Raw genomic sequence first — 14,011 nt, 5'->3', positions numbered from 1 at the left:
GCTGTTTGCCAAGAGGGCCTGTGTCGCTGTCCAGAGTGTCAAACTTCCGGCCCCGGTTTTGTACACATACGGCTCATGACGGGCCCGGGGGGCGGGGCGATAGCCTTGACCCGTGATCAGCGCGATACGCCCTGGGGGCAGCGAAGCCCCCGGACTCCGCCCGGAGCGCCACAGCGCCCGGGCGATCACTGATCCCTTCGATCCGGGCCGATCGCCTCATTTGGCCGATTCCTGCTCGGACATCTCTCATCGCGGCATAACGTCGACTCCGACCGGACACCCCGCGTCGTGGCGTTGCGTCGCTTTTCCTACCTACGTCACGCAACGGCGCGCGACAGGAGCCAGAGGACATGCAGACCAAGCTGGACGAAGCCAAAGCCGAGCTGCTCGCACGGGCCGCACGGGTAGCTGAGAACAGCCCGGTCGGGGGGAACCTTCCGACTGGGGCCGAGCAGAAGCGACCGGACCGGGACACTCTGCTCACGTACCTCCAGCGCTACTACCTGCACACCGCACCGGAGGACCTTGCCGACCGCGACCCGGTCGATGTCTTCGGAGCGGCACTTTCCCACTTCCGCCTGGCCGAAAACCGCCCGCAGGGCACGGCCAACGTCCGGGTCAGCACCCCGACCGTGGAGGAGAACGGCTGGACGTGCAGCCACTCCGTGGTCGAGGTCGTCACCGACGACATGCCCTTCCTCGTCGACTCGGTCACCAACGAGCTCTCCCGGCAGAACCGCGGCATCCATGTCGTGATCCACCCGCAGGTCATCGTGCGCCGGGACCTCACCGGCAAGCTCATCGAGGTGCTGGCCGAGGAGTCCGCGCACAGCAAGAACCTGCCGCACGACGCGCTCATCGAGTCCTGGATCCACGTCGAGACCGACCGCGAGACCGACCGTGCGGACCTCAAGCAGATCACCGCCGATCTGCTCCGGGTGCTGTCCGACGTGCGCGAGACGGTCGAGGACTGGGAGAAGATGCGCGACGCCGCGCTGCGCATCGCCGACGAACTGCCCTCCGAGCCCACCGCCGACGACCTGCGCGACCAGGAGGTCGACGAGGCCCGCGAGCTGCTGCGCTGGCTCTCCGCCGACCACTTCACCTTCCTCGGCTACCGCGAGTACGAGCTCACCGAGAACGACGCGCTGGCCGCCGTGCCCGGCACCGGCCTCGGCATTCTGCGGTCCGACCCGCAGCACAGCGAGGACGAGGACCACCCGGTCAGCCCGTCGTTCAGCAAGCTGCCCGCCGACGCCCGCGCCAAGGCCCGTGAGCACAAGCTGCTGGTGCTGACGAAGGCCAACAGCCGTGCGACGGTGCACCGGCCGAGCTACCTCGACTACGTCGGTGTCAAGAAGTTCGACACCAAGGGCAACGTCATCGGTGAGCGCCGCTTCCTCGGCCTCTTCTCGTCCGCCGCGTACACCGAGTCGGTGCGCCGGGTCCCCGTCGTGCGCCGCAAGGTCGCCGAGGTCCTCGAGGGCGCCGGCTTCTCGCCGAACAGCCACGACGGCCGCGACCTGCTGCAGATCCTCGAGACCTACCCGCGCGACGAGCTGTTCCAGACGCCCGTCGACCAGCTGCGCTCGATCGTCACCAGCGTGCTCTACCTCCAGGAGCGCCGCCGGCTGCGGCTCTACCTGCGTCAGGACGAGTACGGCCGCTACTACTCGGCGCTGGTCTACCTGCCGCGCGACCGCTACACCACCGCGGTCCGGCTGCGCCTGATCGACATCCTCAAGGAGGAACTCGGCGGCAGCAGCGTCGACTTCACCGCGTGGAACACCGAGTCGATCCTCTCCCGCATCCACTTCGTCATCCGCGTCCCGTCCGGCACCGTGCTGCCGCACCTGACCGACGCCGACACGGAGCGCATCGAGGCCCGGCTCGTCGAGGCCGCGCGTTCGTGGTCCGACGGATTCGGCGAGGCGCTGAACGCCGAGGTCGGCGAGGAGCGCGCGGCCGAGCTGCTGCGCCGCTACGCCAACGCCTTCCCCGAGGGCTACAAGGCCGACCACTCGCCGCGCTCCGCCGTTGCCGACCTGGTGAACCTCGAGGAACTGGCGCGCTCTCCCAAGGACTTCGCCCTCTCCCTGTACGAGCCGGTCGGCGCGGGTCCCGGCGAGCGCCGCTTCAAGATCTACCGCAGTGGCGAGCAGGTCTCGCTCTCCGCGGTCCTGCCGGTGCTCCAGCGGCTCGGCTGCGAGGTCGTCGACGAGCGTCCGTACGAGCTGCGCTGCTCGGACCGCACGAGCGCGTGGATCTACGACTTCGGTCTGCGGATGCCGATGTCCTCCGGCAACGGCGACTACCTCGCCGACGACGCGCGTGAGCGGTTCCAGGACGCCTTCGCCGCCGTGTGGCAGGGCGAGGCCGAGAACGACGGCTTCAACTCGCTGGTGCTGGGCGCCGGGCTGAGCTGGCGGCAGGCCATGGTGCTGCGGGCGTACGCCAAGTACCTGCGCCAGGCCGGTTCGACCTTCAGCCAGGACTACATGGAGGACACCCTCCACACCAACGTCCACACCACCCGGCTGCTGATCTCCCTCTTCGAGGCACGGATGTCGCCGGGACGCCAGCGCGGCGGCACCGAGCTGACCGACGCGCTCCTGGAGGAGCTCGACGGCGCGCTCGACCAGGTCGCGAGCCTGGACGAGGACCGCATCCTGCGCTCCTTCCTCACCGTCATCAAGGCGACGCTGCGCACCAACTTCTTCCAGGAGGCGGCGGGCGGCACCCAGCACAGCTATGTGTCGATGAAGTTCGACCCGCAGGCCATCCCGGACCTGCCCGCGCCCCGGCCGGCGTACGAGATCTGGGTCTACTCCCCGCGGGTCGAGGGTGTGCACCTGCGCTTCGGCAAGGTCGCGCGCGGTGGTCTGCGCTGGTCCGACCGGCGGGAGGACTTCCGTACGGAGATCCTCGGTCTGGTCAAGGCGCAGATGGTGAAGAACACCGTCATCGTGCCGGTGGGTGCCAAGGGCGGCTTCGTCGCCAAGCAGCTCCCGGATCCGTCCGTGGACCGCGACGCCTGGCTCGCCGAGGGCATCGCCTCGTACAAGATGTTCATCTCGGCGCTGCTCGACATCACCGACAACATGGTCGCGGGCGAGGTCGTCCCGCCGGCCGACGTCGTACGCCACGACGAGGACGACACCTACCTCGTCGTCGCGGCCGACAAGGGCACCGCGTCGTTCTCCGACATCGCCAACGAGGTCGCGGTCGCGTACAACTTCTGGCTCGGGGACGCGTTCGCGTCCGGCGGCTCGGCCGGGTACGACCACAAGGGCATGGGCATCACCGCCCGCGGTGCCTGGGAGTCCGTCAAGCGGCACTTCCGCGAGCTGGGGCACGACACGCAGACCGAGGACTTCACGGTCGTCGGCGTCGGCGACATGTCCGGTGACGTCTTCGGCAACGGCATGCTGCTCAGTGAGCACATCCGGCTGATCGCGGCCTTCGACCACCGGCACATCGTCATCGACCCCGACCCGGACGCCGCCGTCTCCTACGCCGAGCGCCGCCGGCTGTTCGAGCTGCCGCGCTCCTCGTGGGCCGACTACAACAAGGACCTGCTGTCGGCGGGCGGCGGTATCCACCCCCGTTCCGCCAAGTCGATCCCGGTCAACGCGCAGATGCGTGCCGCTCTCGGCATCGAGGCGGGCATCACCAAGATGACGCCCGCCGAGCTGATGAAGGCGATCCTCCAGTCCCCCGTGGACCTGCTGTGGAACGGCGGCATCGGTACGTACGTCAAGGCCTCCACCGAGTCCAACGCGGACGTCGGCGACAAGGCCAACGACGCGATCCGGGTCAACGGCGAGGACCTGCGGGTCAAGGTGGTCGGCGAGGGCGGCAACCTGGGGCTCACCCAGCTCGGCCGTATCGAGTTCGACCGCAAGGGCGGCCCGGAGGGCGAGGGCGGCAAGGTCAACACCGATGCCATCGACAACAGCGCCGGCGTGGACACCTCCGACCACGAGGTGAACATCAAGATCCTGCTCAACGCCCTGGTGGCCGACGGCGACATGACCGTCAAGCAGCGCAACAAGCTGCTCGCCGAGATGACCGACGAGGTCGGCGCCCTGGTGCTGCGCAACAACTACGCGCAGAACACCGCCCTGTCGAACGCGGTCGCCCAGTCGCCGTCGCTGCTCCACGCCCACCAGCGCTTCATGCGGCGCTTGGAGCGGGCCGGTGCGCTGGACAGGCCGCTGGAGTTCCTGCCCACCGACCGGCAGATCCGTGAGCTGCTGAACAGCGGCCGGGGGCTCAGCCAGCCGGAGCTCGCGGTGCTGCTCGCCTACACCAAGATCACGGTGGCGGACGAGCTGATCAAGACGGATCTTCCGGACGACCCGTATCTGCGCCGGCTGCTGCACGCCTACTTCCCCCAGCCGCTGCGCGAGAAGTTCGGCGAGGCGATCGACGGTCACGCGCTGCGCCGCGAGATCGTGACGACGGTGCTGGTCAACGACACGGTGAACACCGGTGGTTCGACCTTCCTGCACCGTCTGCGGGAGGAGACCGGCGCATCGACCGAGGAGGTCGTGCGAGCCCAGACGGCGGCGCGCGAGATCTTCGGGCTGAGCGCGGTGTGGGATGCCGTCGAGGCGCTCGACAACAAGGTCGACGCCGGTGTCCAGACCCGGATCCGGCTCCACTCGCGGCGACTGGTCGAGCGGGGTACGCGCTGGCTGCTGGGCAACCGGCCGCAGCCGCTCGAACTGGCCGGGACCATCGACTTCTTCGCGGAGCGCGTCGAGCAGGTCTGGGCCGAGCTTCCGAAGATGCTCCGCGGCGCGGACCTGGAGTGGTACCAGGGCATCCTGGACGAGCTCACCGGCGAGGGTGTGCCCGAGGAGCTCGCGCTGCGGGTCGCCGGGTTCTCCTCGGCCTTCCCGACGCTCGACATCGTCGCGATCGCCGACCGCACGGAGAAGGAGCCGATGGCGGTCGCCGAGGTGTACTACGACCTCGCCGACCGGCTGCGGATCACCCAGCTGATGGACCGGATCATCGAGCTGCCGCGGGCCGACCGCTGGCAGTCCATGGCCCGTGCCTCCATCCGCGAGGACCTGTACGCGGCGCACGCGGCACTCACGGCGGACGTGCTCAGCGTGGGGAACGGCACCTCGACCCCCGAGGAGCGGTTCAAGGCGTGGGAGCAGAAGAACGCCGCGATCCTGGGCCGGGCGCGCACCACGCTGGAGGAGATCCAGAGCTCGGACACCTTCGACCTGGCGAACCTGTCGGTCGCGATGCGGACGATGCGCCAGCTGCTGCGTACGCACACCTAGGTCGTGTCCCCGGAGCATCGAACCGGAGCGCCCGTCACCCTCGTGGTGGCGGGCGCTCCGTCATGTGCGGGCCCCTCGAATGGTGCGGGCCCTCGGAGGCGCGCCCTCAGCCGGTGCGCCCTCCGAGATCGCGGACCCTCCGCTGCCGCGGGCCCTCAGAGATTGCGGCGGATGCGGCTCAGCCAGCCCGAGGACCGGGGGTCGTCGACCTTCGCACCCGTGGCCCGTTCCACCTTCGCCACCGCCGTGGCCAGGGGCTTCGGCAGCCATCCGCGGTAGTCCCCGGCGTCCCGTCCGCCCGTGCTGCCGCACAGCCGGGCTACCTCTGCGGCGGCGGGACGGTCCTCGGGACGCGCGGCCAGACAGGCCGCGAGCACCTCGCGCAGCGGCGCCGGGAAGGGGCCGAGGTCCGGCGGTTCGTGCTCGGTGCCCGCGATCCGGGTGGCGACGACGAGGCCGCCGCCCTCTCCGTACGGATGACGGCCCGACGCGGCCTCCGCGGCCACCAGACCGAGCGTGAAGACGTCGGATGCGGGCGTGACCTTCTTGCCCAGCGCGTGCTCGGGCGACATGTACTTCGGTGTGCCCACCATCCGGCCGATCGTGGTCAGCGTCGCCGTCCCGGCCGCCCGCGCGATGCCGAAGTCCAGCAGCCACGGCCCGTCCGCGGTCAGCAGCAGATTGGCCGGCTTGACGTCGCGGTGGACGACCCCCGCGCTGTGGACGACGTCCAGCGCGCAGGCCGCGCCCGCGGTCAGCCGGAGCACGGACGCCAGAGGCAGCGGTCCGTGTTCGGCGAGCGCCTCGTCCAGGGGCAGCCCGGGCACGTAACGGGTCGCCAGCCAGGGCCGTTCGGCGTCCGCGTCGTGGTCGAGCACGGGGACGACATGACGGCCGTGCACCCGGCGAGCGGCCTCGACCTCGCGGGCGAACCGTTTCCGGAAGTTCTCGCTCTGCGCGTGTTCGCGGCGGATCAGTTTGAGCGCGACCGGCCGGCCCTCGGGGGACCGGGTGAGGAAGACGGTCCCCATCCCGCCCTCGCCGATCCGCGCTTCGAGTACATAGCCGGCGATCTCCGCCGGGTCGTTCTCCCGCAGTGGTTCGAGCCCGTCACGACGCATCCGGCCCCCCCAGAACGTGCCTGTGCACCTGCCGATGGCGTCCGGGAGCCTATCGCGAGGCCGTCGCCGTCCACAGGCGCCGACACGACAGGAGTGCCGCCGTGAGCAGCAGACCGTTGCGCAGCACCATGAGCACACAGCCGAGCACGGTGCCGCCGAGCACGTCGTTGTAGAGCAGGGGATAGGCGAGCGCGCTCAGCACGGCCGCGGGCACCATCAGCAGCGCGACCGGCCGCTGGGTGGTGAACCGGGAGGTCAGACAGACCGCGGCCAGGCCGAGCAGCCAGATCATGTACTGCGGGCTGATGACGCGGCTGGTGACGGTGAACAGGAGCACGGCCGCGAAGGCCGCGTCGAAGGGGGTCGCGGGATTCCAGCGCCGCGCCTTCATCCGCCACCACACCAGCCAGCCGAAGGCGACGACGGTCAGCGCCAGCGATGCCGTCGCCACGCTCGACACATACGGGCCGATGAACTCGAACGCCCCGTACTGGTAGCGCACCGTCCCCGACCACTCCGCGTGGCGCGCGAGCTGGAGCGCGGTGCCGCCGAGCGACTCGATCTGCACACCGCGGGCGCCCTGCTGCCGTACGAAGTCGAGGGTGTGGCTGAAGCCGATGGCGAGCGCCGCGAACAGGACGGCCGCGGCGACCGCCGCGGAGAGCCAGGCCGAGCGTGTGGTTCGTCCGCGCGCGGTGCCGAGCACGGCCAGCAGCGGCCAGATCTTGATCATCGCGCCGATCCCGGCGAGCGCGCCGCCGAGGCGCGGGCGGGTGCGCACGGCGAGCAGGGCGAGCACGGCGACGGCGGTGACGGGGACGTCGTACCGGGCCAGCGGGACGTTCAGCAGCAGCGGCAGCGCGCACACCCATAGCCAGGCGCCGCGTACCCCCGCCCGGGCCAGCGCGACGGTGATGACCGCGTCGGACACCAGGACGAGGGCCACGAAGGCCTCGAAGTACGTCAGCCAGGGCAGCGGGCCCGGGGAGAGGAACACCAGGGCGGCGCCGGGCGGGTACTGCCAGGTGACGTCGTCCACGGGGAACGCCCCGTGGGCGAGTTGCTCGTACCAGCGCCGGTAGAGGGTGTGCACCTCGCCGGCCACCCCGGTGTCGCCGAGGCGGTCGACGACCAGCAGGGCCAGCATGCCGAAGCGGGTGGCCACCCAGGTGAGGGCCAGCGCGAAGCTGTGCCGGGGGCCCAGTCGGCGTCCGGTACCGGGGCGGTTGTCCGCCAGTACCGGAGCCAGATGGTGGGCGGACGGGAGCGGGGCGATCCGATGGGGCGTCATCGGCGGGTACTTTAGCCTGATTTACATAGATTTCCCGCTATTTCTTGCTCTTGGCGAATGCCTCATACGCCGCGACGACGTCCTTCGCCGGCCCGTCCATCCGCAGCGTGCCCGCCTCCAGCCACAGCGCCCGGTCGCAGGTCGCGGTGATGGTCCCGGTGCTGTGGCTGACCAGGAACACCGTGCCCGCCTCCTCGCGCAGCTCGTTGATCCGCTCCTGGCTGCGGCGCTGGAACTTGGCGTCGCCCGTGGCCAGTGCCTCGTCGATCAGCAGTACGTCGTGGCTCTTCGCGGCAGCGATGGAGAACCGCAGCCGGGCACCCATGCCGGAGGAGTACGTCCGCATGGGCAGCGTGATGAAGTCGCCCTTGTCGTTGATCCCGGAGAAGTCGACGATGTCGTCGTAGCGCTCGTGGACCTGTTCGCGGGACATGCCCATCGCGAGCCCGCCGAGGATCACGTTGCGCTCGCCGGTGAGGTCGCCCATCAGGGCGGCGTTCACGCCCAGCAGGGACGGCTGCCCCTGGGTGAACACCCTGCCGTCGGAGGGCGGCAGCAGGCCGGCGATCGCCTTGAGGAGCGTCGACTTCCCGGAGCCGTTGGAACCGATCAGGCCGACCGCCTCGCCCTTGTAGGCGGCGAAGCTGACGCCCTTGACCGCGTGCACCTCACGGATACCGGGCGCGGACCTGCGGGAGATGATCCGGCTCATGGCGGTGGTGGCGCTGCCCTTGCCGGTGCGCCCGCCGTTCACCTTGTACTTCACGTGCACATCGTCGACGACGACGGTGGGGATCCGATCGGTCTGCTCAGCCACGGCCGTACTGCTCCTCAGCGTTCCAGAAGTACAGGAAGCCGCCCACTCCGAAGAGCACGGCCCAGCCGAGGGCGACGGCCCACACGTGCGGCGGCAGCTGGGACGCGGTGAAACTGTCGATGAGCGCGAAGCGCATCAGGTCGATGTAGACGGCGGCGGGGTTGCACTCCAGCGCCAGCAGCACCAGGTGCGGCAGGTGCTGGCCCTTCAGCACCGCCTGGATGCTCCACATCACGCCCGAGACGTACATCCAGGTGCGCAGCAGGAACGGCATCAGCTGGGCGATGTCGGGCGTCCGGGCCGCGAGACGGGCCATGACCATCGACAGGCCGGTGTTGAAGACCGCCTGAAGCAGCAGTGTGGGGACCGCCAGCAGCCAGCTGAACTTGGGGAACTCACCGAAGAACATCAGGATCACGACCAGCGCGCCCATCGAGAACAACAGCTGCTGGAGCTGTTGCAGCGCGAGCGCGATCGGCAGCGAGGCGCGCGGGAAGTGCAGCGCCCGGACGAGCCCGATGTTGCCGGAGATGGCACGGGTGCCCGTCATGATCGAGTTGGCCGTGAAGGTCCAGATGAAGACGCCGGTGACGAGGAACGGCACGAAGTCGGCCACATGGCGGCTCGTGCCGAGCAGTATCCCGAAGATGAAGTAGTAGACCGCGGCGTTGAGCAGCGGTGTCATCAGCTGCCACACCTGGCCGAGCTTCGCCTGGCTGTACTGGGCGGTGAGCCGCGCGGTCGCGAACGCCGTGATGAAGTGCCGGCGCGACCACAGCTGTCCGATGTACGCCCGGAGGGTCGGCCGCGCGCCGCTCACGGTGAGCCCGTGGCGGGCGGCGAGCTCGCTGAGGCCCTCCGCCGGTGGCGCGGGTGTGGAGATCGTCTGGCTGCTCACTCTGGTCGCTTTCGCCGGGGGCAGGACGGGGAAACGGTGCGCGCGACGGTACGGCAGCGATGGGACGGGTCCGTTTCGTCGCTACGGTGAGAGTAGGACCGATGTACGTTGCAACGCAACCGTTTCGTCGTCACCGGTATGCTCATGGTCATGACCACGGACCCGGGAACCCCACGACGTGCCCCCGCGGGAGCCGCAGTGCTCCGGGAGGACGTGACCGAAGCGATCCGCGCCGCCGTCTTCGAGGAGCTCGCCGCGGTCGGCTTCGCCCGTATGTCGATCGAGGGCATCGCGCGACGCGCGGGCGTCGGCAAGACGGCTGTCTACCGGCGGTGGAAGTCGAAGCTGTCGCTCGTGCTCGACCTGGTCTCCGCGCTCGCGACCCAGGGACTGCCGGCGCCGGCGACGGGCTCGCTGTACGGGGATGTGCGCGCCCTGCTGGAAGTGGCCTCGCACGCGCTGCGCCACCCGGTGGCCTCGCAGGTCATCCCCGACCTGCTGGTGGAGGCCGCGCGCCATCCGGAGATCTCGGACGCGATCAAGGCGGCGCTGCTGGACAGCCAGCAGGGGGTCGCGGCGGTGGTCGTGCGCGACGCGGTCGCCCGCGGCGAACTGCCCGCCTCCACCGACCCCGACAAGGCGCTGGACCTGATCGTGGGGCCGCTGTACTGGCGGCTGGTGGTCGTCAGGTCGGGGCTGCCGAAGGGGTATCTGGACGAGCTGGCGCGGGGAGCGGTGGCGGCGCTGAAGGCCTGAGTCCCTATCAGGCGAGGGCCCGCCACCTCGCGCGGCCGGGCCGCGTACGTAAGACCCGGGCCCGTCCGTACGACCCGGCCCGCTCCGTACGCGGAAGGGCCGGGCAGGTGATCCCCGCCCGGCCCCTCCCTCGTGCAGCGATGTCCTACTTCACCGCACCCGCCATCACGCCCGTCACGAACTGGCGCTGGAAGGCGAAGAAGACCGCCAGCGGGATGATCATCGAAACGAACGCTCCCGGCGCCAGCACATCGATGTTGTTGCCGAACTGCCGGACCTGGCGCTGGAGCGCCACCGTGATCGGCGCGCTCTCCGAGTCCGCGAAGATCAGCGCGACCAGCATGTCGTTCCAGACCCACAGGAACTGGAAGATGCCGAGCGAGGCGATCGCCGGACCGCCCAGCGGCATCACGACACGGGTGAACAGCCGGATCTCGCCCGCTCCGTCCAGCCGCGCCGCCTCCAGGAGCTCCCGGGGGATCTCCGCGAAGAAGTTCCGCAGCAGGAAGATCGCGAACGGCAGGCCGAACGCGACATGGAAGAGGATCACGCCGATCGTCGTCTCGAAGATGCCGATCTCGCCGAACAGCTTCGACACCGGCACCAGCGCGACCTGCACCGGGACGACCAGCAGGCCGACGACGGCCATGAACCACCAGTCTCGGCCGGGGAATTCCATCCAGGCGAAGGCGTAGCCGGCGAACGAGCCGATGATGACCACCAGCAGGGTCGCCGGGACCGTGATCATCACGCTGGCGAACAGCGAGTCGGTGATCGCCTCGTTCTGGAGCAGCTGCGAGTAGTTCTCGGTGGTCAGCTGCGCCGGCTCGGTGAACACCTTCCACCAGCCGCTCGCGCTGATGTCGGCGGGCCCGCGCAGCGACGAGATGAGCAGACCGAATGTCGGCATCAGCCAGAACAGGCCGATCAGGATCAGGAACACCCGCATCACGCTGCCGCCGGCGCCCGCCGCGAGCCGTGCCGCGAGGGACTGCTTCGCCTTCACCACACCGTCGGTCGTGGTCATCGGCGGCTCTCCCTTCGCATGCGCCGGATGTTGAACAACATCACCGGGATCACCAGCAACAGCAGCAGCACCGCGATCGCACTGCCCAGACCGAGATGGGAGTCCGTGCCGAACGAGGAGCGGTACAACTGGAGCGCCAGCACGTTCGCGTCGTCCTGGGCCGAGCCCGGCGCGATGATGAAGACCAGGTCGAAGATCTTGAGCACATTGATCATCAGCGTCACCAGCACGACCGCGAGCACCGGCGCCAGCAGCGGGACGGTGACACGGCGGAAGACCTGCCACTCCGTCGCGCCGTCGACCCGTGCCGCTTCGAGGAGTTCACGCGGCACGCTGGCGAGACCCGCCGCGATGAGCACCATCGCGAAGCCCGCCCACATCCAGACGTAACTGCCGATGATGGCCGGGGTGACGAGGGTGGGGCCGAGCCAGTTGACGCCGTTGTACTGGCCCGCGAAGTTCGATGCGGGCAGCCGCAGTTCGGCCCCCGCGGCGGATTCCGGCAGGCTGAACGTGCCGTCCGGACCGGCCCGCGTCGAGGCCACCACCTTGCCGTCCTTGACCGCCTCCACCTTCAGGCCGTCGAGCCCCAGTTCCTTGGCGTCGACGACGTTCGGCTTGCCGCCGCCGCCCCGGGTGAAGTCCAGCCAGGCCGTGCCGGTGATCTTCCCGTCCTCCGGCTCAGCCGCCTTGGCGGGCTTCGCGCCGTCGGGCATGTTCGCCGGTGCGACACCGACCAGCGGAAGGAGCGCCGGCTGCCCCGCGGTGACCGGGGTCTTCGTCACGAAGGAGCCGCCGCCGCCCGGCTTCAGCGGATGCACGGGCAGGGGGCGGGCGTTCGGATAGCCCGCCGACTCGGCGAAGGTGTCGTGCACGCCCACCCACACGGCGTTGGCCACGCCCCGGTCCGGGTCCTGCTCGTACACCAGCCGGAAGATGATGCCCGCGGCGAGCATCGAGATCGCCATCGGCATGAAGACGATCAGCTTGAACGCGGTGCCCCAGCGGACCCGTTCGGTGAGGACCGCGAAGATCAGCCCGAGCACCGTCGAGACCGTCGGGGCGACGACCACCCAGATCGCGTTGTTCTTGACCGCGGTGAGGATGGTGTCGTCGGTGAATATCTCCTGGTAGTTGTCGAGTCCGGCGAAGCCGGTCCCCGCCTGGTCGAAGAAGGACCGGTAGAGCGAGTACCCGATCGGGTAGACCACGAGCGCGCCCAGCAGCACCAGCGCGGGCAGCAGGAACGCCACCGCGACGGTCTTGCGTGTGCCGGTCACACTCTTGCGCCTGTCGGCGGGGGGCGTCGGCTCTGCCGCGCCCCCCGCTTTCGCCACGGTGGTCACCCGTCAGCTCTTGTACGCCTTGGCGGCGTCCGACTCCAGCTTCTGCTGGGCCCCTGCCACGTCCTTCGGGTTCTTGAGGAAGTCCTGGAGCGCCTTCCACTCACCCTTGCCGGGCGTACCGCCGAACGACTGCGGCATCTGGTCCGACATGTCGAAGCGGAAGTTGTCGCCCGCGGCGATCAGAGCCTTGGCGATGTCGCGCTGGACGTCGTTCGGATAGGCGGCCAGGTCCAGCGACTTGTTCGGCGAGATGAACCCGCCCGCGCCGGCCGAGATCTTTGCCGCGTCGGGCGAGGCCAGGAAGGTCAGCAGGGCCTGGGCGCCCTTGCTGTCCTTGAGGGCGACGGCCGCGTCGCCGCCCGTCACCACCGGCGCCTCGGTGCCGACGGCGGGGAACGGGAACACCTTCGCGTCCGTGCCGATCTTCGCCTTCGTCTGCGCGATGTTGACCGAGACGAAGTCGCCCTCGAAGACCATCGCGCCCTTGGGCTGGTCACCGCCGGTGAACGTCTGGGTCACCGAGGCGGGGAACTCCGTCTGGAGCGCGCCGTCGGCGCCGCCCGCGATGAGGTTCGGCTTGCCGAAGAGCTCGCCGAGCGTCGTCAGCGCCGTCTTCACCGACGGGTCGGTCCACTTGATCTTGTGCTGGGCGAGCTGGTCGTACTTCTCCGGGCCCGCCTGGGAGAGGTAGATGTTCTCGAACCAGTCGGTGAGCGTCCAGCCGTCTGCGCCGGCGACCGAGACCGGTGTGACGCCCGAGGCGGAGATCGTCTCGGCGACGGCGAGGAAGTCCTTCCAGGTCTTCGGCTCCTGCACGCCCGCGTTCTCGAAGGCGGTGTTGTTGTACCAGATCAGGGACTTGTTGGCGGCCTTGTAGTAGACGCCGTACTGCTCGCCGTTCACCTGGCCGAGCTTCTGCCAGCCGGCGGAGTAGTTCTTCGCCAGCTCCGCCTTCGCCTCCGCGGCGACGGGCTTGGCCCATTTGCGCTCCACGGCCTGCTGGATCGCGCCGACCTGCGGGAGCATGGCCACATCGGGAGGACTGCCGCCGGCGATCTTCGTGCCGAGGAAGTTGACGATCGGGTCCTGGGCGGGGACGAAGGTGACCGTGGCGCCGGTCCGCTTCTCGAACTCCTTGAGGACCTTGGTGAAGTTCTCCTGCTCGGGGCCGCTCCACACGGCGGCGACCTCCAGCTTCTCCCCGTTCAGCTTGGGGAGTTGGACCGAGGGCGCGGATTCGCCGGCCTTGCTCTCGTCCGGTTTCGCCTTGTCGTCGCCGCCCCCGCAGCCGGCGACGGCAAGGGCGCCGACAGCCGCGAAGATCACTGCGGCCTTGCTCGTACGAAGAGTTGTGCGCATCACTGCCCCGTCTCTCCCGTGCAATGTCCCGTTGACCGACAGGTGTACGCCCGGTCCACGGGTGTCGCAATACCGCACCCTTCGCCTACGAGT

The 14,011-nt window shown here is 69.5% G+C and carries 9 protein-coding genes; 2 read left to right on the top strand and 7 right to left on the bottom strand.

Going from position 1 to position 14,011, the window contains the following annotated elements; translation table 11 throughout:
- Window positions 1-350 precede the first annotated feature (350 nt).
- Window positions 351-5,303, top strand: a complete 4,953-nt coding sequence (locus OHA05_RS13860) for an NAD-glutamate dehydrogenase (RefSeq protein ID WP_313946017.1) — start codon at window positions 351-353, stop codon at window positions 5,301-5,303.
- 155 nt (window positions 5,304-5,458) lie between these two features.
- Here the strand turns inward: OHA05_RS13860 and OHA05_RS13855 are convergent, their stop codons facing one another.
- Genes OHA05_RS13855 through OHA05_RS13840 form a run of 4 tightly spaced genes read right to left on the bottom strand, consistent with a single transcriptional unit; the run spans window position 5,459 to window position 9,430 of the window.
- Window positions 5,459-6,424, bottom strand: a complete 966-nt coding sequence (locus tag OHA05_RS13855) for a serine/threonine-protein kinase (protein ID WP_313946018.1) — start codon at window positions 6,422-6,424, stop codon at window positions 5,459-5,461.
- A gap of 49 nt (window positions 6,425-6,473) precedes the next feature.
- Window positions 6,474-7,715: a glycosyltransferase family 87 protein gene (locus OHA05_RS13850; RefSeq protein WP_328860733.1), complete on the bottom strand. Its 1,242-nt coding sequence runs from the start codon at window positions 7,713-7,715 to the stop codon at window positions 6,474-6,476.
- Between the two features lie 37 nt (window positions 7,716-7,752).
- Complete coding sequence (locus OHA05_RS13845; RefSeq protein ID WP_313946020.1) at window positions 7,753-8,532, bottom strand: ABC transporter ATP-binding protein; 780 nt, start codon at window positions 8,530-8,532, stop codon at window positions 7,753-7,755.
- Window positions 8,525-9,430, bottom strand: coding sequence for an ABC transporter permease (locus OHA05_RS13840; protein WP_328860732.1), 906 nt, complete (start codon window positions 9,428-9,430; stop codon window positions 8,525-8,527). Before OHA05_RS13840 ends, OHA05_RS13845 begins: the two co-directional genes overlap by 8 nt.
- A 138-nt stretch (window positions 9,431-9,568) precedes the next feature.
- Between OHA05_RS13840 and OHA05_RS13835 the strand changes: the two genes are divergently transcribed.
- Window positions 9,569-10,186 carry a TetR/AcrR family transcriptional regulator gene (locus tag OHA05_RS13835; protein ID WP_313948987.1) on the top strand — a complete coding sequence of 206 codons (618 nt, stop codon included), beginning with the start codon at window positions 9,569-9,571 and terminating at the stop codon, window positions 10,184-10,186.
- Window positions 10,187-10,331: 145 nt separating this feature from the next.
- On the opposite strand, the gene OHA05_RS13830 is transcribed toward OHA05_RS13835, so the two are convergent.
- The 3 genes from OHA05_RS13830 to OHA05_RS13820 are packed head-to-tail and all read right to left on the bottom strand — an operon-like array spanning window position 10,332 to window position 13,918.
- A complete protein-coding gene (locus tag OHA05_RS13830) occupies window positions 10,332-11,213 on the bottom strand; it encodes a carbohydrate ABC transporter permease (protein WP_313946022.1) in 882 nt (293 codons plus the stop codon).
- Window positions 11,210-12,559, bottom strand: coding sequence for a carbohydrate ABC transporter permease (locus tag OHA05_RS13825; RefSeq protein ID WP_328860731.1), 1,350 nt, complete (start codon window positions 12,557-12,559; stop codon window positions 11,210-11,212). Before OHA05_RS13825 ends, OHA05_RS13830 begins: the two co-directional genes overlap by 4 nt.
- A 3-nt stretch (window positions 12,560-12,562) precedes the next feature.
- A complete protein-coding gene (locus OHA05_RS13820; RefSeq protein WP_313946024.1) occupies window positions 12,563-13,918 on the bottom strand; it encodes an ABC transporter substrate-binding protein in 1,356 nt (451 codons plus the stop codon).
- Between the last annotated feature and the right edge of the window lie 93 nt (window positions 13,919-14,011).

The sequence above is a fragment of the Streptomyces sp. NBC_00306 genome (assembly GCF_036169555.1).
In the GTDB taxonomy this organism is placed as follows: domain Bacteria; phylum Actinomycetota; class Actinomycetes; order Streptomycetales; family Streptomycetaceae; genus Streptomyces; species Streptomyces achmelvichensis.
Note: the sequence above shows the minus strand (reverse complement) of the source record. Positions and strands in the feature narration are given on the sequence as shown.

Bases quoted from the DNA above. Each gene is read 5' to 3' on its own strand.
- OHA05_RS13860 (WP_313946017.1), top strand. From the start codon at position 351: ATGCAGACCAAGCTGGACGAAGCCAAAGCCGAGCTGCTCGCACGGGCC.
- OHA05_RS13855 (WP_313946018.1), bottom strand. From the start codon at position 6,424: ATGCGTCGTGACGGGCTCGAACCACTGCGGGAGAACGACCCGGCGGAG.
- OHA05_RS13850 (WP_328860733.1), bottom strand. From the start codon at position 7,715: ATGACGCCCCATCGGATCGCCCCGCTCCCGTCCGCCCACCATCTGGCT.
- OHA05_RS13835 (WP_313948987.1), top strand. From the start codon at position 9,569: ATGCTCATGGTCATGACCACGGACCCGGGAACCCCACGACGTGCCCCC.
- OHA05_RS13830 (WP_313946022.1), bottom strand. From the start codon at position 11,213: ATGACCACGACCGACGGTGTGGTGAAGGCGAAGCAGTCCCTCGCGGCA.
- OHA05_RS13820 (WP_313946024.1), bottom strand. From the start codon at position 13,918: ATGCGCACAACTCTTCGTACGAGCAAGGCCGCAGTGATCTTCGCGGCT.